General features: G+C 72.5%; 17 protein-coding genes, 1 tRNA gene and 1 other RNA gene. 9 read left to right on the top strand and 10 right to left on the bottom strand.

What is annotated here, in order from left to right; all coding sequences use genetic code 11:
• Window positions 1–43: 43 nt before the first annotated feature.
• The 4 genes from ACFVQ3_RS10120 to ffs form a co-directional block, all read right to left on the bottom strand.
• Window positions 44–706 carry a methionine ABC transporter permease gene (locus tag ACFVQ3_RS10120; RefSeq protein WP_387638236.1) on the bottom strand — a complete coding sequence of 221 codons (663 nt, stop codon included), beginning with the start codon at window positions 704–706 and terminating at the stop codon, window positions 44–46.
• A complete protein-coding gene (locus ACFVQ3_RS10115; protein ID WP_387638233.1) occupies window positions 703–1,986 on the bottom strand; it encodes a methionine ABC transporter ATP-binding protein in 1,284 nt (427 codons plus the stop codon). The genes ACFVQ3_RS10120 and ACFVQ3_RS10115 overlap by 4 nt, the downstream gene beginning before the upstream one ends.
• Before the next feature lie 192 nt (window positions 1,987–2,178).
• On the bottom strand, window positions 2,179–3,075 hold the full coding sequence (locus tag ACFVQ3_RS10110; protein WP_387638230.1) for a MetQ/NlpA family ABC transporter substrate-binding protein: 897 nt from the start codon (window positions 3,073–3,075) through the stop codon (window positions 2,179–2,181).
• A gap of 595 nt (window positions 3,076–3,670) precedes the next feature.
• Window positions 3,671–3,767, bottom strand: an RNA gene (gene ffs / locus ACFVQ3_RS10105) — signal recognition particle sRNA small type.
• A gap of 195 nt (window positions 3,768–3,962) precedes the next feature.
• Here ffs and ACFVQ3_RS10100 point away from each other — a divergent pair.
• Both ACFVQ3_RS10100 and ACFVQ3_RS10095 read left to right on the top strand, forming a co-directional pair.
• A tRNA-Ser gene (locus tag ACFVQ3_RS10100) sits at window positions 3,963–4,048 on the top strand.
• Window positions 4,049–4,143: 95 nt separating this feature from the next.
• Window positions 4,144–4,647, top strand: coding sequence for a DUF6584 family protein (locus ACFVQ3_RS10095; RefSeq protein ID WP_387638227.1), 504 nt, complete (start codon window positions 4,144–4,146; stop codon window positions 4,645–4,647).
• A gap of 46 nt (window positions 4,648–4,693) precedes the next feature.
• On the opposite strand, the gene ACFVQ3_RS10090 is transcribed toward ACFVQ3_RS10095, so the two are convergent.
• Together ACFVQ3_RS10090 and ACFVQ3_RS10085 are read right to left on the bottom strand one after the other, a co-directional pair.
• On the bottom strand, window positions 4,694–5,257 hold the full coding sequence (locus ACFVQ3_RS10090) for a hypothetical protein (RefSeq protein WP_387638224.1): 564 nt from the start codon (window positions 5,255–5,257) through the stop codon (window positions 4,694–4,696).
• A 189-nt stretch (window positions 5,258–5,446) separates the two neighbouring features.
• Complete coding sequence (locus ACFVQ3_RS10085) at window positions 5,447–5,635, bottom strand: PspC domain-containing protein (protein WP_191789655.1); 189 nt, start codon at window positions 5,633–5,635, stop codon at window positions 5,447–5,449.
• Window positions 5,636–5,894: 259 nt separating this feature from the next.
• On the opposite strand from ACFVQ3_RS10085, the gene ACFVQ3_RS10080 reads away from it, so the two are divergent.
• The 6 genes from ACFVQ3_RS10080 to ACFVQ3_RS10055 all read left to right on the top strand — a co-directional run bounded on the left by ACFVQ3_RS10080 (window position 5,895) and on the right by ACFVQ3_RS10055 (window position 11,269).
• A complete protein-coding gene (locus ACFVQ3_RS10080; RefSeq protein ID WP_387638222.1) occupies window positions 5,895–6,662 on the top strand; it encodes a TetR family transcriptional regulator in 768 nt (255 codons plus the stop codon).
• 127 nt (window positions 6,663–6,789) lie between these two features.
• Entirely contained in the window at window positions 6,790–7,749 is a 960-nt protein-coding gene (locus ACFVQ3_RS10075; protein ID WP_387638220.1) for an ATP-binding cassette domain-containing protein, read from the top strand.
• The gene (locus ACFVQ3_RS10070; RefSeq protein ID WP_387638218.1) at window positions 7,746–9,413 is read left to right on the top strand and encodes an ABC transporter permease; all 1,668 of its coding nucleotides are present in this window, start codon (window positions 7,746–7,748) and stop codon (window positions 9,411–9,413) included. The genes ACFVQ3_RS10075 and ACFVQ3_RS10070 overlap by 4 nt, the downstream gene beginning before the upstream one ends.
• A 117-nt stretch (window positions 9,414–9,530) precedes the next feature.
• Entirely contained in the window at window positions 9,531–9,842 is a 312-nt protein-coding gene (locus ACFVQ3_RS10065) for a type II toxin-antitoxin system VapB family antitoxin (RefSeq protein ID WP_138822644.1), read from the top strand.
• A 9-nt stretch (window positions 9,843–9,851) separates the two neighbouring features.
• Window positions 9,852–10,556 carry a LytR C-terminal domain-containing protein gene (locus ACFVQ3_RS10060; RefSeq protein ID WP_387638215.1) on the top strand — a complete coding sequence of 235 codons (705 nt, stop codon included), beginning with the start codon at window positions 9,852–9,854 and terminating at the stop codon, window positions 10,554–10,556.
• Between the two features lie 104 nt (window positions 10,557–10,660).
• Window positions 10,661–11,269, top strand: a complete 609-nt coding sequence (locus ACFVQ3_RS10055) for a GNAT family N-acetyltransferase (RefSeq protein WP_387638213.1) — start codon at window positions 10,661–10,663, stop codon at window positions 11,267–11,269.
• An 81-nt stretch (window positions 11,270–11,350) separates the two neighbouring features.
• Here ACFVQ3_RS10055 and ACFVQ3_RS10050 read toward each other — a convergent pair whose 3' ends face one another.
• The 3 genes from ACFVQ3_RS10050 to ACFVQ3_RS10040 all read right to left on the bottom strand — a co-directional run bounded on the left by ACFVQ3_RS10050 (window position 11,351) and on the right by ACFVQ3_RS10040 (window position 14,454).
• On the bottom strand, window positions 11,351–12,664 hold the full coding sequence (locus ACFVQ3_RS10050) for a uracil-xanthine permease family protein (RefSeq protein WP_387638211.1): 1,314 nt from the start codon (window positions 12,662–12,664) through the stop codon (window positions 11,351–11,353).
• 220 nt (window positions 12,665–12,884) lie between these two features.
• Window positions 12,885–13,808 (bottom strand): LLM class F420-dependent oxidoreductase, encoded by a 924-nt coding sequence (locus ACFVQ3_RS10045; RefSeq protein WP_387638271.1) that lies wholly within the window; start codon window positions 13,806–13,808, stop codon window positions 12,885–12,887.
• A 64-nt stretch (window positions 13,809–13,872) separates the two neighbouring features.
• Window positions 13,873–14,454: a hypothetical protein gene (locus ACFVQ3_RS10040; RefSeq protein WP_387638208.1), complete on the bottom strand. Its 582-nt coding sequence runs from the start codon at window positions 14,452–14,454 to the stop codon at window positions 13,873–13,875.
• A gap of 174 nt (window positions 14,455–14,628) precedes the next feature.
• On the opposite strand from ACFVQ3_RS10040, the gene ACFVQ3_RS10035 reads away from it, so the two are divergent.
• Window positions 14,629–15,516, top strand: coding sequence for an LLM class flavin-dependent oxidoreductase (locus tag ACFVQ3_RS10035; RefSeq protein WP_387638205.1), 888 nt, complete (start codon window positions 14,629–14,631; stop codon window positions 15,514–15,516).
• Window positions 15,517–15,535: 19 nt separating this feature from the next.
• Here the strand turns inward: ACFVQ3_RS10035 and ACFVQ3_RS10030 are convergent, their stop codons facing one another.
• The gene (locus ACFVQ3_RS10030; RefSeq protein ID WP_387638202.1) at window positions 15,536–17,563 is read right to left on the bottom strand and encodes an ABC transporter ATP-binding protein; all 2,028 of its coding nucleotides are present in this window, start codon (window positions 17,561–17,563) and stop codon (window positions 15,536–15,538) included.
• Window positions 17,564–17,575: the final 12 nt, after the last annotated feature.

Genomic DNA, 17,575 nt, shown 5'->3' with positions numbered 1-17,575 from the left:
TGCACGTGCCTCGGCCCTCCGTCGGCGTGACGACGGAGGTGCGTCAGCGCCGCAGGACCTTGCGCGCGAGCCAGTTGCCGAAGAACTGGACGACCTGCACGATCACGATGATGACGAGGACCGTCACGGCCGTCACGGCCCAGTTGTACCGCTGGTAGCCGTACCGGATCGCGAAGTCGCCGAGGCCGCCGCCGCCGATGTACCCGGCCATCGCGGACATGTCGATCACGGCCACGAAGATGAACGTGTAGCCCAGGATGAGCGGCGCGAGGGCCTCGGGGATGAGCACGGTCCGGATGATCCGCCAGGGTGAGGCGCCCATGGCCCGCGCGGCCTCGACCACGCCCGGGTCGATGCTCACGAGGTTCTGCTCGACGATGCGCGAGGTCCCGAACGCCGTCATGACCGACAGCGGCAGGATGAACGCCTCGGTGCCGATCGTCGTCCCGACGACCGCGAGCGTCACGGGGTAGATCATCGTCAGGAAGATGATGAACGGGATGGGCCGCACGATGTTGACGAGCACGTTGAGGACGTTGAACACCACGGCGTTCGCCAGCAGGTTGCCCTTGCGCGTGCAGTACAGCGCGAGCCCCAGGACCAGGCCGCCGAGCCCGCCCGCGAGGAGCGCGATCGAGACCATGTAGAGCGTCTCGCCGAGCGAGGACAGCAGGATCGGCCACAGGTAGGACCAGTCGCGGTTCATCGCGTGCCTCCGAACGTGCCGGGCTCGCTGCCGAAGTCACCGGGCTGGGTGCCCTGGGTCCCGGGGCGACCGAGCCCCGAGGACCCGGTGCTGCCCGTCCCGGGCCACCTCTCGCTCTGCCACGCGTCGCGCGGGTCGGGTTCGTCGACGCGGCCCGACGGCGGGGCGCCGGTCGCGTCGTCGGCCTCGCCAGACTCGTCGCTCGCCCCGGCGACCACGCGCGGGTCGTCCCGGGGGGCGAGAGCCGTCCCGAGGTCGACGACGTCGGTGGTGCGCGAGAGCTCGTCGAGGAACGCGGCGATCGTGGCGTCGTCGCCCGAGAGCTCGAGGGTCAGCGACCCGAACGGGCGCTCCCCGATCTCGGAGATCCCGCCGAACACCACGGCGCCGTCGAGCCCGTGCTCGCGCAGCAGCCGGGTCAGGCTCGCGCCCGACGTCCCGTCCTCGTGGACGCCGACCGTCACGAGGCGCCCGGGGTGCCGTCGTCGCAGCCGTTCGAGGGCTTCCGGGCCGGGGCGGTCGCGCAGCGCGGTCCCGACGAACTTCTTGGTCGCGGTGGCCTGCGGCGAGGAGAACACGTCGTAGACCTCGCCGACCTCGACGACCTTGCCGTGCTCCATGACCGCGACACGGTGGCACGTCGAGCGCACGACGTCCATCTCGTGCGTGATGACGACGATCGTCACGCCGAGCTCGGCGTTGACGCGGCGCAGCAGCGCGAGCACGTCGCGGGTGGTCTCGGGGTCAAGGGCACTCGTGGCCTCGTCCGCGAGGAGGATCTTGGGCGACGTGGCGAGCGCTCGCGCGATGCCCACGCGCTGCTTCTGCCCGCCCGAGAGCTGGGACGGGTAGGCCGTGGCCTTGTCGGACAGCCCCACGAACTCCAGGAGCTCGGCGACGCGCGCCTCGCGCCGGGGCTTGTCCCAGCCCGCGACCTTGAGCGCGTAGGCCACGTTGCCCGCGACGGTCCGCGAGGACAGCAGGTTGAACTGCTGGAAGATCATGCCGATGCTCGCGCGCACGGGTCGCAGCTCGCGCTCCCGCAGTGCGCTCACCTCGTCCCCGTCGACGACGACGGTCCCCGACGTGACGGGTTCGAGCGCGTTGATGAGCCGGACGAGCGTGCTCTTGCCCGCGCCCGAGTAGCCGATGACGCCGAAGATCTCACCGGCCTTGATGTCCAGGGTGACGCCGTCGACCGCGGCCACGGCGGACGAACCGGTCCCGAAGACCTTCGTCACGTCGCGGAAGCTGACCATCGTGTCCGAGGTGGTGCTCACGGAGGAACCTCTCGTGCGGGGTGCGGAGGCCGGGCTCGTCGTGGGAGCCGTGCGGCCGCGCATCGTGTGGGGGACGGCGGGCGTGTGCGGACAGGTCCTATCCAACACGCAGGTGGTGCGTCGGGCGAGGGCGCACCGGTGCCCGACGACGTCGGGTGACGTCGTCGGGCACCGGTGGCGCGTGCCGGGGGCTCAGCCCTGGGCGCGGTAGTTCTTCTCGATCCCCGCGAGGATCTCCTGGAGGTCGGCCGCGGAGTTGTCCTTGATGACCGCGGTGCCGCCCGAGGCCTTCTTCTCGGCCGCGACGACCTCTTCGTTCTGCGAGAGGGCGGCGATCTTCAGCAGCGTCTCGTCGTCCTTGTCCGCGGCGCGGGCGACCCACACGTTGATGTAGGGCTCGGAGGCCGAGGAGTCGGGGTCGTCCTGGAACAGGGCGTCCTCGGGGGCGAGGCCCGCGTCCTCGAGGAAGTCGTTGTTGATGATCGCGCCGTCGACGGACTGGAGCGAGATCGCGGTCTGTGCGGCGTCGACCGGCGTGACCTTGACCTTCGAGGACGGGAGCACGTCGGCCTCGGTCGACAGCGAGCTGCCGCCGTCCTTGAGCTCGATGAGCTTCGCCTCCTGGAGCACGAGCAGGGCGCGGGCGAGGTTGGTCGCGTCGTTGGGGACCGCGATCTCGCCGCCTGCCGGGATGTCCTCGAGCGCCGTGTGCTTGGACGAGTAGAGCGCGAGCGGGTAGACCGCGGTCGCACCGATGGGCTGGAGGTCGTCACCGGCCTCGACGTTGTACCCCGCGAGGAACTGCAGGTGCTGGAACTGGTTGAGGTCGATCTGGTCCTGCGCGAGCGCGGGGTTGGCCTGCTGGTAGTCGCCGAAGTCGACGATCTCGATGTTCAGGCCCTCTTCCTTGGCGACCTTCTCGAACACGGCCCACTTGTCGTCGGCCGCGCCGACCACGCCGATCTTCACGACGTCGTCCGCCGAGCTGCCACCCGAGGCGCCGCTGTCGGTGGGCGTCGTGGCGCACGCACCGAGCGTCAGGGCGGCGGTGGCCGCGAGGGCGGCGAGGGTCAGGTTCTTGCGGAGCATGGTCTGTCCTTCCGGTGACGGGCGCCGGCGGTTGTCGCGGGGCGTCCGTGGGGGGCGTCACGGTGATGACGGGGTGGGAGGTGGAACGTCCTCCCGCCCGACGACGGAGCGCGCGTCGTGAGGACACGTCACCGGTGGTCGGTGGTTCAGGAGGGGATGAGGCGGGCGCTGCGGCGCGGGCTCCGGTCGTCTCCGGGCTGCGCTCGCGAAGCGGGCGGTGCGGTGCTGGGGTCAGGTCAGAGCTGACAGCACATTCGACCGGCGCCACGCAGGACGGAGCGACACGACATTCGGCAGCTGGTCGCTGCGCGGTGCGTCGTGAGCTCGGTGCTCGTGGGGCGGGTCATGGCTCCATGATGCGCACGCTCGGCGCCTCAAAACCACTGCACTGGTCGATATTCCAGATGCTGGACGGATTTCCGTCCGCATCATGGTCGCGCGCGGGCGATAGATCCCGTTTTGGGCAGATATCACCGCGTCGTCTATGACGCAGGCCACACTCCAGCGCCCGCTCGATGCGCACCGGACGCCGGTCTCGCGAGGTGAGCGACGTCGTCGGGCGCTCGGCGGATCCCGCCGGACAGGTGTCCGGACATGAAAGGACCCCCCGTGCACCCACCAGAGCCCACCTGCCCTTGCTGCCTTCCGGCCCTGGGGGAGTTCAGTGAGATAGCGCCGCACGAGGGGTCTGGACCCAGCCTAGCCCAGGAGGGCCGGTGGTCCGAAACCGGCCCCCGCGCACAGGCGGAACGACTGCCGGACCGGCAGCCACGAGGGCGCGGACCGCTCCTCGGGCGGCGCCGGAGCGGGCCGATTCGGTCGCAGGCCCGGCGTCCGGTATTCTCGACTCGCTGCCTGACGCCCCACGTGGGTCGACGCTGCAGCACGGAGGATTCGCCTAGTGGCCTATGGCGCACGCTTGGAAAGCGTGTTGGGTTAAAAGCCCTCGGGGGTTCGAATCCCCCATCCTCCGCAGACCGAAGGGCCCGCAGCATGCGCTGCGGGCCCTTCGTCGTCTCCGCAGACGGGTGGCCGTGGAGTGGTGGGCCAGGGCCTAGAGTCCCTCTCGTGAGCGTGGAACGGACCCTGGCACGGGTCGAGGAAGACCTGAACGTCGGCGACGCCGCGATGGCGCGCACGAGGCTGACCAGCCTCGTGCGGAGCCTGCCCCACCGGCTCGACGCGCGCGAACGTCTCGCCGACGTCTGCCGCCTGGACGGTGATCTCGTCGAGGCCGGGCGGTGGTCCTACCTCGCCGAGCGACGCGACGAGCGCGAGATGGCCGCGTTCGAGCGCGCCTGCGGCAACGACCCGGTCAGGATCATGCGCGCACTGCGCTGGCGCGCCGCCGAGCAGTACGCCACCTCGGACGTGGCGCGGCAACGGCTCCTCGACGTCCGCGGCCGCGCCGAGGCCAAGGCCGGCAGGACGCTCGACTGGTCGGACCGCGGTCGGGAGGTGGGTGACCCGTGGTGGCACGACGCCTTCGCCGTCGGCTGCCTGGTCACGGGCGTCGTCCTCCTCGCCCTGGTGGTCATCGGCGCGGGGACGGTCATCGGCTGGATCTTCTAGGGAGACGTCACCGCGTCCCCGCGGACCCCGCTGCGCGGTCGGGACGTCAGCCGACCGAGTCGAGCAGGCGCCCCGCCGTCGCGACGAGCTCGTCGCGCGGGACTCCGTCCCCGATGAGCTGGACGGTCCCGGCCGGGGGCGCCTCGATCGAGACGACGGAGCGTTCCGGGCCGTCGGGGTCGGAGGCCACGGTCACGGTCTCCTCGCCCGAGAGCTCGGGGACCTCCTCGAAGTCCCAGCCGTCGCCGAGCCCCTCGACGGTCACGCCCTCGTGCATCACGTGGATGTAGAGGCCCGGCCCCTGGTCCTCGGGCTGCCCCTGGACGTAGACCGAGCTCGTGGACCCCGAGAGGTCGAGGTCGACGGTCTCGACGTAGTGGAACTCTGCGGGGAGGACGGCCGGGTCGACCTCACCCGACGCGGCCTGCAGGAGCGCTCCTGCCCTCGTCGACCCGTCGAACGCCGGAAAGGGCGTGGCAGGGGCTGCAGCGGCAGGGGTCTGCTCCGCGGTGGCCATGGACGAGGCGGTGGAGACGCATCCTGCGAGCGTCACGGCGAGGACGCCGAGGCAGAGGGGCAGCAGGACGACTCGAGAGGGGTGGGAGCGCACCCTCGGATGGTGCCACGCCGACCTGTGTCGGACAAAAGCCTCGGGCAACGGTGCCGGCCCTCCACGCAGCACGGCGCAGGCACGTGGACGTCCCGTCACCTACCGAAGACCGGTACGCGCAGTGGTGGCCGCCCCTGCGGCGCTGACCTGCACTGACGGGGACGGTGGTCCGTGCCGAGGCGGCCTCCGTCACTCCGGGTCGCGGGGCAGCATGATCCACAGCACGACGTAGGCCAGGACCTGCGGTCCGGGCAGGATGCACGAGGCGACCGCGATGACGCGGACGAGGGTCGGGCTGATGTCGAATCGGCGGGCGAGGCCCGCGCAGACGCCGGCGATCACGGCGCCGTGCCTCGGTCTGGCGAGGATGTGGCTCATGCTTCGACGGTACGCCGGGGCCCGGTGCGCGCACATCGGGGACTCCCCTGGTCCGCCCCTGATCCGTTCCCCGTCCGCGGAGGCTCGGGCGTCATCCTCGCGACGGACACCTGGCGCGTTCCTGCCGTGCCCTCGCAGACCCCGCAGACCCCGCAGACCCCGGCGCCGAGGGCGCCGGGGGCGCCGAGGCCCGAACCTTGACGCCTTCTTGACGCCCAACCCCTTGCCTCCCGGTGAACGTGTGTTTAGCGTGTTGAACATGCGTTCAGTCACATCAGGTGACGAGCCCGTCCCGACCGGGACGGACCCGCACGCGTCGGACGTCCCGCGGGCGCCGGACGTCCCCGAGACGCCGGACGTCCCGGACCTCACCGGGCGCGCCCGCATCCGCGATGCCGCCCTGCTCCGCTTCGCGGCCGAGGGCTTCCGGGTCCCGGTCCGCACGATCGCGACCGACGCAGGTGTCAGCCCGGGACTCGTCATCCACCACTTCGGGTCCAAGGAGGGCCTGCGCCGCGCGTGCGACGAGCACGTCCTCGTCCTCGTCCGTGAGAACAAGCGCAACGTCCTCGGCGACGAGCACGGCTCCCGGGGCAGCCCCCTGGACGTCCTCGCGCAGCTCTCGTCGGTCGAGGAGTACGGCCCGGTGCTCGGCTACGTCCTGCGCAGCCTCCAGGAGGGCGGCGACCTCGCCCGCTCGTTCGTCGCGAGCATGATCGACGACGCCGTCGACTACATCGCGGACGGCGTCGCCACCGGGACCATCAAGCCCTCCCTCGACGAGGACGCACGCGCCCGGTACCTCGTCACCCAGTCGCTCGGGACGATCCTCCTCGACCTCACGCTGAACCCGCCCGCGGACCCGGCAGACACCGGGTCGATCGTCCGCGGGTACGTCGACCGCCACGGCCTGCCGGCGATCGAGCTCTTCACCGACGGGTTCCTCACCGACCGCACGCTCCTCGACGCGTACCTCAGGTACGCCGAGCCGCCGCCCGGCGAGCAGGCCGCAGCGCCGGCCCCGTAGCCCAGGACGACCGGCACGGCCCGCGGCCGAGCCACCTGGGCGAGCGGCGCCGTCGGGCAACCTCCCGACGCCCCCCCAACCGACGGCGTCGCTCCCCTCCCTCCCCTCCCTCACCCGACGAGGAACCATGACCACCACCGCACGCACGACCGCCGCCACCCACGGGCCCGCCGTCGAGATCCACGACCTGCACAAGTCCTTCGGCACGACCCGCGCGCTCGACGGGCTCGACCTCACCGTCCGCGCCGGGGAGGTCGCGGGCTTCCTCGGCCCCAACGGCGCCGGGAAGTCCACGGCCATCCGCGTGCTGCTCGGCCTGCTGCGCCCCGACTCGGGCACCGCGACCCTGCTGGGCGGCGACCCGTTCCGCGACGCCGTGCCGCTGCACCGGCGCCTCGCCTACGTCCCGGGCGACGTCACGCTCTGGCCCCAGCTCTCCGGGGGCGAGACGATCGACCTGCTGCTGCGCCTGCGCGGCGCGGCCGTCGACGAACGACGCAAGGCCCGCATGCTCGAACGCTTCGAGCTCGACCCGACCAAGAAGACCGGGACCTACTCCAAGGGCAACCGGCAGAAGGTCGCCCTCGTCGCCGCGCTGAGCGCCGACGCCGAGCTGCTCGTGCTCGACGAGCCGACGTCGGGCCTCGACCCCATCATGGAGGCCGTGTTCCAGGACTGCGTGCGCGAGGCCACGTCCCGCGGCACGTCGGTCCTGCTGTCGAGCCACATCCTCGCCGAGGTCGAGGCCCTGTGCGACACCGTGACGATCATCCGGAGCGGCCGGGCCGTGCAGTCCGGGACGCTGCGCGAGCTGCGCCACCTCACGCGCTCCAAGGTCGTCGTCACCACGGGTCCGGGGACACCCTCGACCGGTGCCCTCGGGGCGCTCGACGGGGTCCACGACCTCGTGGTCGACGGCTCGCACGTGACGTTCCACGTCGACGACGACGCCCTTCCCCAGGTCACGCGCGCGCTCGCCGACCTCGAACCGCACGGCCTGACGATCGAGCCGCCCTCGCTCGAAGAGCTGTTCCTGCGCCAGTACGGCGACGAGCTCGCCCTGCTCGACGGCGAGGCGCTGCGATGAGCGCGCTCACCTCCGCAGACACAGCCGCCGCGCCCCGCCGCACGGATGCTCCTCCCCTGTCCCTGCGCGGAGCGTTCTCGGGCACTGGGGCGCTGACGCGCCTCGCGCTGCGTCGCGACCGCATCGTCCTGCCCGTGTACGTCGTCGTGGTGCTGCTCATGGTCGCCGTCACGTACTCGTCGGTCGCCACCGTGTACGGGACGCAGGCCGAGCGCGACGAGCTCGCCGCGAGCATGGGCACCAACAGCGCGTTCCTCGCACTGCTCGGGCCGCTCGAGCACACCGGGTCGGTCGCCTCGACGGCGGCCTGGCGCGTGGGCCTGTTCATGATCCTGGTCCTGGGCGTGCTCGCCGTGCTCACCGTGGTGCGCCACACGCGCAAGGAGGAGGAGACGGGGCGGCTCGAGCTCGTGCGCGCCGCCCGCGTGGGGGCGCTCGCCCCGCTCGCGACGGGGGTGCTCGTCGCGGCCGGGATGTCCGTGGTCACGGGTGCGCTCATGGCCGCGATGTACGTCGCGCAAGGAGCCGACGGCGCCTCGTCCGTCGCGTTCGGTCTCCAGTTCGCGGCGCTCGGCCTGGCCGGGACGGGCATCGGGGCCGTGTGCGCGCAGGTCGCGACGTCCTCGCGCACCGCCAACACGATCGGTGTGCTGCTGCTCGTCGCGGGGTACGCGCTGCGCGGCGTGGCCGACATCGAGCCCTCCGCCGACTGGCTGCGCTGGGTCTCCCCCGTGGGGTGGGTCCAGGAGATCGACCCGTTCGGCGCGAACGCCTGGGGGCCGGCGCTCCTGTGCCTCGCGCTCTTCGTCGCGTGCGTGGCGGTCGCGGCCCGGGTCTCGCTCGGGCGGGACCTCGGCGCGGGACTCGTCCAGCCGCGCCCGGGTCCGGCCGGCTCGGCGGCGCTCGCGAGCCCGCTCGCGCTCGCGACGCGACTCCAGCTCCCGGGCATCGTGTCGTGGACCCTGGGCGTCGGTGCGTACTGCCTGCTCGTCGGGTTCCTCCTGGACTCGGTCGACGACATCGCCGGGTCGTCCCCGCAGATGCAGCAGGTCATCGAGCAGCTCGGCGGCGCCGGGGCGCTCGCGCAGGTCTTCCAGGTCGCGATCATGGGCTTCGTCGGCATCGCCGCGGCCGCCTTCGCCGTGACGCTCGTGACCCGGGTCCACGCCGAGGAGACCTCCGGCCGCACCGAGCTCGTGCTCGCGACCGGGACGTCCCGGGCGAGGTACCTGACGGCGTCCGTCGTGCTGCTGGTCGTGGGCGTCGTCGCCGTCCCCCTGTGGGCCGGGCTCATGATGGGGCTGGGGCACTCGCTCGTGTCGGGAGGGTGGGGCAGCGCCTTCGGTGACGCCGTGGCCGCCGGGCTCGTGCAGGTCCCGGCCGCCCTGGTCGTCGCGGGCCTCGTGCTCGTGCTCTACGGGTGGTGGCCCCGGCTCGTCGCCCTGGGCTGGGGCGTCGTCACCGTCTTCCTGGTCGTGGGGCAGCTCGGCGAGCTGTTCGGGCTGCCGCAGTGGGTCCGGGACCTGTCGCCGTTCACGCACGTGCCGCAGGTCCCGCTCGACCCGTTCTCGCTCGGACCCGTCCTCGCCCTGACGGGGATCGCCGGGGCCCTCGTCGCGGTGTCCTACGTCGGGTTCCGTCGCCGGGACGTGGGCGGTGCGTGACGGGCTCCCGGATCCCGACCGGGTGGTGAGGGCCGGATGTGCGGGGCCTGTGGAGTTGTGGGGCGCCGGGGCGCGATCCGCGGCACCGCGCCGAGGCCTCCCTCTAGACTGGCCCGCATGATCTTCAAGGCCGTGGGCGACGGGCGCCCGTACCCGGATCACGGGTTGGTGACGCCCAAGGACTGGTCGAGCGTCCCGCCCCGACAGGTCCGTCTCGACGAGCTCGTGACGACCAAGCGGACCTTGAACCTCGACAACCTGCTCTCGGAGGACTCGACGTTCTATGGTGACCTCTTCGCGCACGTCGTGGAGTACCAGGGGGTGCTCTACCTCGAGGACGGCCTGCACCGGGCGGTCCGCGCAGCGCTGCAGCAGCGGGCCATCCTGCACGCTCGTGTGCTCATGCTCAACGCCCCCTCGGTCGGGTAGGTTTCTGGCGTGACCACGCAGCCCGGCTCCGATCCCTCTCGATCCGTCCGTCGACGGCACATGCACGAGCGGCAGGCCGTGGTCTTCGGGCTGCTCGTCGCCTTCCTGGCGATCACCGGCATCGGTGCCCTCGCCGTCTACACGGGTGCCGTCGAGCCGCCGTTCGACCGTACCTTCAGCTCGCCCAAGGTGGACGACGCGATCGCCGACGTGAAGGCCCCCTGCCTCGCCGAGGGCACCTTGCCCGTCCCCTACGGCGAGGTGCAGGTCCGGATCTTCAACGCCTCGGGCAAGGGTGGGATGGCCGCTGCCAACGAGCAGATCCTCGAGAGCCGCGGATTCACCGTCGCCACGGTCGGGGACCTGCAGACCCCTGAGGGGAAGAACACGACGCAGCGCAGCACCCAGATCTCGTTCGGCGTGACCGGGATCGCCCAGGCGTACACGCTCGCCGCCCACTACCAGGACCCGGTGCTCGTCCTCGACGACCGGCCCGACGCGAGCGTCGACCTCGTGCTGGGCGAGAACTTCGTGAACCTCGTGGACGAGGAGCTCGTCGTGATCGACCCGGTGGTGCCGCTGGTGGACCCGGCGAAGTGCGTCGGGGTCGAGACCATCACGCCGCAGGCGGCCTACGTCCCGCCGGCCCCGCCCGCCGAAGAGGCTCCCGCTGACGTCGCCCCTGCCGACGAGGCCCCCGCCGTCGGAGGCTGACGCACTCTGCGGCCGCCTGCTCGACCGGTGGCCCTGAGACGGGTTCGCGACTACTGTCTGGGCGCGGCGCCTCTTCTCCCTGCTCTCGAACGGTCCGGCACACGATGGTCTCCCTCCCGATCCGCCCTGCTCGCACGACCGACCCCCGCGAGGTCGACCGCCTGTACGACATCTGCCTGCGGACCGGTGCCGACGGTGGTGACGCCACGGCGAGGTATCGCGACCCCCGGTTGCTCGGCGAGATCTACCTCGGGGCGTACCTGGCGTTCGAGCCGGACCTCGCGTTCGTGGTCGACGACGGGTCGGGCGCGCTCGGGTACGTCGTGGGCACGGTGGACACCGCGGTGTTCGAGGAACGCTGCGAGCGGGACTGGTGGCCGGGCCTGCGCACCCGCTACCCGGAGGGCTCGTTCGCGTCGGACACCGACGACGCCTGCCTGGTGCACGCCCTGCACCGGCCGTCGACTGCGGACCGTGCGGTGCTCGACCTGTTCCCCGCGCACCTCCACGTGGACCTGCTGCCCGCGGCCCAGGGCGGCGGCAACGGGCGCCGGCTGCTCGAGGTGTTCTTCGACACGCTCCGGGAGCGCGGTGTCCAGGGGGTCCACCTGGGGGTCTCGGAGACGAACACGTCGGCGATCGGCTTCTACGAGCACCTCGGCCTCGAGCGGGTCCCGACGGACGAGGGCTACGTGCTGGGGCTCAAGCTCTAGAGCCGCCCGGTCTCCGGGAGCCGGACCCGAGGTCGGGCAGGTCGCAGACCTCGCCTGACCGACCTCGGGGCGGCACGAGGGTCAGCGCTCCGCCACCTCCGTGCCACCCGGCACCGATGCCGGGCTCGCGGGCTCCTGGGACGTCCCGCGCCACCGCGCGATGTTGCGCATGACGTGGTAGATCACGAGCGCCGACGCGGTGCCCAGGGCGATGCCCTCGAACGTCACGTCGCCGACGACCCACGTGAAGTTCGCGATGCCGACGATGAGCGGGACGGCCGCCGTGGTCAGGTTGACCGGGTCGGAGAAGTCGACCTTGTTCTGCACCCAGATGCGCGCACCGAGGATGCCGATCATGCCGTAGAGCATGGTCGTCGCGCCGCCGAGGACACCTGCGGGGATCGTCGCGATGAGCGCCCCGAACTTGGGCGACATGCTCAGCAGCAGGGCCGTGGCGCCCGCGACCCAGTAGGCCGCGGTCGAGTAGACGCGGGTGGCCGCCATGACGCCGATGTTCTCGGCGTACGTCGTGGTGCCCGAGCCGCCGCCGATGCCCGCGAACGTCGTCGCGAGGCCGTCGGCGAAGAGCGCGCGGCCCGTGAGGTCGTCGAGGTTCTTGCCCGTCATGGCTGCGACGGACTTCACGTGGCCGACGTTCTCCGCGACGAGCACGAGCACGACCGGGACGAACAGGCCGAGGACGGCGACGTCGAACGTGGGGGTCACGAACTCGGGCAGGCCGAACCAGGCGGCCTTGGCGACGGGCGTGAAGTCGACCTCGCTGCGGATCGTCGCGACGACGTACCCGACGATCACGCCGAGCAGGATCGCGAGGCGCCCGACGATGCCCTTGAAGAGCACCGTGATGAGGATGATCGAGGCCAGCGTGATGACGGCCGTGACGGGGAACTGCTTGAAGTTGTTCCACGCCGCGGGCGCGAGGTTGAGGCCGATGAGCGCGACGATCGTGCCGGTCACGATGGGCGGCATCGTGATGTCGATCCAGCGCGGTCCCGCGAAGTGCACCACGACACCGATGAGTGCGAGCACGACACCGGTCACCAGGATCCCGCCGACGGCGACCGACTGCCCCCCGGAGGCGGTCGCGGCGGTGATGGGAGCGATGAACGCGAAGCTCGACCCGAGGTAGCTGGGGAGCCTGTTGCGCGTGATGAGCAGGAACCCGATGGTCCCGATCGCGGAGAAGAACAGCGTCGTCGCGGGTGAGAAGCCCGTCAGGAGCGGGACGAGGAACGTCGCACCGAACATCGCGACGACGTGCTGCATGCCGATCCCGATCGTGCGGGGCCAGCTCAGGCGCTCGTCGGTGCTGACCACGGCGCCGGGTTCGACGCGCTTCCCGTCTCCGTGGATCTTCCAGCCGAGTGCTGCCATGGGGGGGCTCCGTTCGTGAAGTTTTGGTGAAGTGCCGAAGGGAAGGGTACTGCCGCGCGCGCCCCCGTCGTTACCGACCGGTACGTCGTGGACAGCCCCGTCCCACAGCCCTGCCCCGGCTCCCGGCCCGTGGCCGCCTCACCACCCACCCCACGACGCCCGACGGCGGAGCGCGCCCTCGGGAAGAAGGTGGGCTCCGCCGTCGGGCAGGAGGGCGGGGTCAGCTCAGCTGCGGCCTGACCTCGCGCGCGACCAGCTCGAGGTGGTCGAGGTCCGCGAGGTCCAGGACCTGCAGGTAGAAGCGCGTCGCGCCCTGCTCGCTCGCAGCCGCGAGCTTGTCCGCGGCCTCCGCGGGAGTGCCCGCGATGCCGTTCGTGCGCAGCTCCTCGGGGTCGCGGCCGATCGCCTCCGCGCGGCGACGGAACTCGGCCTCGTCCTTGCCCACGCACACCACGAACGCCGCCGAGAAGATCAGGTCGTCGGGGTCGCGGCCCGCGTCCTGGCACACCACGCGGACGTTCTCGATGCGGTCGCCCAGCACGCCGGGGTCGGGGAACGCGACGTTGAACTCGGTCGCGTAGCGCGCCGCGAGCGCCGGCGTGCGACGCGGCCCGTGCCCGCCCACGATGACCGGCACGCGGGACTGCGCAGGCTTGGGCAGCGCCGGGGAGTCCGTGAGCGTGTAGTGCTCGCCCGCGAAGTCGAACCGCTCCCCCACGGGCGTCTCCCACAGACCGGTGATCACCGCGAGCTGCTCCTCGAGGATCCCGAACCGCTTGGCCGGGAACGGGATGCCGTACGCCGAGTGCTCCTGCGGGAACCAGCCCGCGCCCAGGCCCAGCTCGACGCGGCCGCCCGACATCTGGTCGACCTGAGCGACCTGGATCGCCAGGACGCCCGGGTGCCGGAACGTCGCCGACGACACGAGCGTGCCCAGGCGGATGCGGCTCGTCTCGCGGGCGAGACCCGCGAGCGTCGTCCAGGCATCGGTCGGTCCGGGCAGCCCGTCACCGTCCCCCATGACGAGATAGTGGTCGGAGCGGAAGAAGGCGTCGTAGCCGAGCTCTTCCGTCGCTCGTGCGACCGCGAGGATGTCGTCGTAGGTGGCGCCCTGCTGGGGCTCGGTGAAGATGCGGAGGTCGATCGTCATGGCCTCCACCCTGCCATGCCGCCCAGGGTGCCGTGGTCGCGCTCCCCCACGCCCCGGCTCAGCCCTCGTGCGCGGCGAGCACGGTCACCGAGCGGCCCGCCGGCGCCGTGACCACGAGGTTCCCGTCGGCGCCCAGGACCAGGCGGAACCCGCCGAGCTCGAGGCCGTCGGAAGGGTCGTCCGCCGCCGCCCCCACGCCCGGGACTCCCGGTGCGTCGACACGCGCCGGCTCGCCGTCTCCCCGGCCCGGCTCCCCGACGAGCTCGAGGTACTCGCTCACGGCCCCCGCGGCGTCGGCGAGCTTCACGGGCCAGCTCTCGCCCGGCTCCCAGGCGGCACCCGCCCGCAGACGCTGCCCGATCATCCCGACGAGCACCGGCTCGTCGACCGTCTCGAAGCGCACGTGCCCGCCCTCGTCGACCTGGAGCCCCGTGATGCGCTGGACGTCGACGACCTCGTTGCCCGCCGCGGCGATCAGCACGTCCGCCGCGTCGAGGAGCTCCTGCGCGTCGTCGGAGTCGGCGAAGGCCTCGGGGTTGTCGACCTCGGGCACGGGCCAGTCGCCCCGGACCACCGCGAGCTGCTCGGCTCGCGAGCCGGTGCGCGGGAAGCGGTGGGACACGTTGACGACGACTGCCATGGGGACCTCCGGTGGTGCGTGGACGGGACTGCCACCAGCACATCACAGGTCCGCGGTCCGGTTCGAGCCGGGCCTCGCCGGATCGGGCCTCGCCGGGCCGGGCCTCGCCGGGCCGGGCCTCGCCGGGCCGGGCCGGGCCGGGCCGGGCGGCCCGCGGGCACGTAGGGTCGGACCATGCGACTGAGCACCGTGATCCTGCCGATCTACCGCTGGTCCGAGGGGCGCGACGTCTGGCGCCGAGCGGAGGACCTCGGGTTCCACGCGGCCTACACGTACGACCACCTGTCGTGGCGCAGCTTCCGTGACGGCCCGTGGTTCGGCGCGCTGCCCACGCTCGCGGCGGCGGCCGGGGTCACCGAGCGGATGCGGCTCGGGACGCTCGTGACGTCGCCGAACTTCCGCGAGCCCGTGACGCTCGCCAAGGACCTCATGACGCTGGACGACCTGTCGGGCGGGCGCATCACGCTCGGGCTCGGCGCGGGCACCACGGGCTTCGACGCGACGGTCCTGGGCGGCGACGGGTGGTCGGCGCGCGAGCGCGCGGACCGGCTGCGGGACTTCACCGCCCTGCTCGACCGCCTCCTGACGGAGCCCGTCGTCACGCACGACGAGGGGCACTACCGCGCGCACGAGGCCCGGACGATCCCCGGCCCGGTCCAGTCGCCGCGCATCCCGTTCGCGATCGCCGCGACCGGGCCCCGCGGGCTGCGGCTCGCCGCGCGGTACGGGCAGGCGTGGGTCACGACGGGCGACGCCGCCGTGGGCGAGGACGGGACGCCGGCCGCGTCGCGCGCCGCCGTGAGTGCCCAGGTCACCCGTCTCGAGGCGACGTGCGCGGAGGCCGGGCGCGACCCTGCCGGCATCGAGCGCATCCTCCTGACGGGGTTCACGCCGGACCGGCCGCTCGACTCGGTCGACGCGTTCGTCGAGACCGCGGCCGCCTACCGTGAGCAGGGGATCACGGAGATCGTCCTGCACTGGCCCATCACCGGCTCGCAGTTCGCGGCCGACCGCGCGACGTTCGAGAGGATCGCCGTCGAGGGGCTCGCGCAGCTCGGCTGAGCGGCGCGCGGCCCGGGCCTCAGCGCACCTCGACGCCCGAGGGCGCCTCGGTCCCCGCCTGCTCGGCGCCCGCCTCGCCCTCGAACGTCTCGCCGGCCGCCTCTCCGTCCGTGCGCACCTCGGTCGAGATCCGCAGCGCAGCCACAAGGTCGCGGTACAGCTCGTCCGCCGCGAGCAGCTCGGCGTGCGAGCCGCGGGCCCGCACTCGCCCGTCCTCCATGACGAGAATCAGGTCGGCGTCGATCACTGTCGAGAGCCGGTGCGCGATCGTCACGACGGCGCGGTCGCGCGACAGGTCCTCGATCACGGTGTGGACCGCGGCCTCGGTGAGGCCGTCGACCTGGGCCGTGGCCTCGTCGAGCAGCAGGACCTCGGGTGCGTGCAGCACCGCGCGGGCGAGGGCGACGCGCTGGCGTTCGCCGCCCGAGACGGTGGTCCCGACGAGCGAGGTGTCGAGCCCGTCCTCGAGCGAGCGCACCTTGGCGTCGAGGCGCACCTTGGCGAGGGCGTCCCACATGGCGTCCTCGGACGCGTCCGGGTCGGAGAGCCGGAGGTTCTCCCGGATCGTGCCGGGCACGACGGGTGTCTCCTGCTCGACGTACGCGATGCGTGAGCGCACCTCGTCGAACGTGTAGTCGGCGTACGGCCGACCGTCGAGCAGCAGGGTCCCGGACTCGGGCTGGAGGAAGCGCAGGAGCAGCGAGAAGGTCGTGGTCTTCCCGGCCCCCGACGGCCCGACGATCGCGACCTGCCCTCGTCGCGGCACCTCGAACGTCAGGTCGCGCACGACCGGCTCGCCGCCGGGCAGGTAGCGCGCGGCGACGTCCTGGAACGCGAGCACGGGCGGCTCGTCCTCCGCGTGGGTGAGGTGCGGCGGGTGGTGCGCGGCGCCGTCGGGCAGGGGGGTCCTCGTGCCCGACGACGGCGCGCGGCCCCCCGCAGCGTCTCGCCCGGGTGCGCCGGAGGTGCGCTCGGGCTCCTCGACCTCGATGGCCTCGACCTCGCGGATGCGGCCCGCGGCCGCGATACCCGCCTGGAGCTCGGTGACGTTCTGGGTGAGGGTCGTGACGGGGTCGACGATCTGGAACGCGTAGAGCAGGAACGCGACGAGGCTCGAGACCGCGAGGAGCCCCTGGTCGACGCGCCACGCGCCGAGCGCGAGGATCACGATGATCGCGAGCTGGATGCCGCCGCCCGCGATGGTCCACGCGACGGCCCCGGTGCGCACGGCCTTGAGGTTGTGGCGCGCCGAGTCCTGGGCGTCGGCGACGACGCGGTCGATCTGACGCTCCTCGGCGCGGCTCGCCTTGATGGTGCGCAGGGCCCGCAGCCCGCCCTCGAGGACGCCGCCGAGCCGGCCGAGCGACTCCTGCGCCTGCTCCTGGGCCTTGGCGATCCTCGGCATGAGGAGGCCGACGAGGATGCCGATGACGACGATCGCGGCGAGCGTGGTCCCGAGCAGCACCATGTCGAGCACGGCCATGAGGACGACGGTGCCGACCAGGCTCACGACGCCGTTGACGAGGCTCACGATGCTCGACGACGCCGCCTCGCGCAGCAGGACCGTGTCAGAGGTGACGCGCGTGACGAGCTCGCCCGTGGGGCGTGAACCGAGCGCCCCGACCTTGGCGCGGAAGAAGCGGCGGACCATCGAGGTGCGGGCGTCGAGCACGACGCGCTCGGCGAGCGCGCCGAGCAGGATCCACTGCCACATGCCCAGGACGAGGCCCACGACGAGCAGGCCGACGAGCAGGCTCACGGCCGGGACGAGCGAGGCTCCGGTGCCCAGGGTGTCGAGCACGGCCTTGATGACCATGGGGGTCGCGAGGCTCGCGGCCGTCGTCCCGAGGCCCAGCACGAGCCCGACGGCGAGCGTCCTGCGGTGGGGGGTGACGAACGTCCAGAGGATCTTGAGGCGTGGGAGCAGCGGCCCCTTGGGCTCGGTCGGCGGGTCCTGCGTGGGCTCGGTCGCCTGGGCTGCCGGCGTCGGCCGGGTCAGCTGGGTCGTCGGCGCGGGATCGGTGTCGGCCATGTTCCAGTGGAACACGGGTGTCCCATT

The sequence above is a fragment of the Oerskovia sp. NPDC057915 genome (assembly GCF_042887685.1).
GTDB lineage: Bacteria > Actinomycetota > Actinomycetes > Actinomycetales > Cellulomonadaceae > Oerskovia.
Note: the sequence above shows the minus strand (reverse complement) of the source record. Positions and strands in the feature narration are given on the sequence as shown.

What these genes read in the sequence shown, in the direction of transcription:
- ACFVQ3_RS10120 (WP_387638236.1), bottom strand. Translation starts at nt 706, where the DNA reads ATGAACCGCGACTGGTCCTACCTGTGGCCGATCCTGCTGTCCTCGCTC.
- ACFVQ3_RS10110 (WP_387638230.1), bottom strand. Translation starts at nt 3,075, where the DNA reads ATGCTCCGCAAGAACCTGACCCTCGCCGCCCTCGCGGCCACCGCCGCC.
- ACFVQ3_RS10085 (WP_191789655.1), bottom strand. Translation starts at nt 5,635, where the DNA reads ATGAGCCACATCCTCGCCAGACCGAGGCACGGCGCCGTGATCGCCGGC.
- ACFVQ3_RS10080 (WP_387638222.1), top strand. Translation starts at nt 5,895, where the DNA reads ATGCGTTCAGTCACATCAGGTGACGAGCCCGTCCCGACCGGGACGGAC.
- ACFVQ3_RS10075 (WP_387638220.1), top strand. Translation starts at nt 6,790, where the DNA reads ATGACCACCACCGCACGCACGACCGCCGCCACCCACGGGCCCGCCGTC.
- ACFVQ3_RS10070 (WP_387638218.1), top strand. Translation starts at nt 7,746, where the DNA reads ATGAGCGCGCTCACCTCCGCAGACACAGCCGCCGCGCCCCGCCGCACG.
- ACFVQ3_RS10065 (WP_138822644.1), top strand. Translation starts at nt 9,531, where the DNA reads ATGATCTTCAAGGCCGTGGGCGACGGGCGCCCGTACCCGGATCACGGG.
- ACFVQ3_RS10055 (WP_387638213.1), top strand. Translation starts at nt 10,661, where the DNA reads ATGGTCTCCCTCCCGATCCGCCCTGCTCGCACGACCGACCCCCGCGAG.
- ACFVQ3_RS10050 (WP_387638211.1), bottom strand. Translation starts at nt 12,664, where the DNA reads ATGGCAGCACTCGGCTGGAAGATCCACGGAGACGGGAAGCGCGTCGAA.
- ACFVQ3_RS10040 (WP_387638208.1), bottom strand. Translation starts at nt 14,454, where the DNA reads ATGGCAGTCGTCGTCAACGTGTCCCACCGCTTCCCGCGCACCGGCTCG.
- ACFVQ3_RS10035 (WP_387638205.1), top strand. Translation starts at nt 14,629, where the DNA reads ATGCGACTGAGCACCGTGATCCTGCCGATCTACCGCTGGTCCGAGGGG.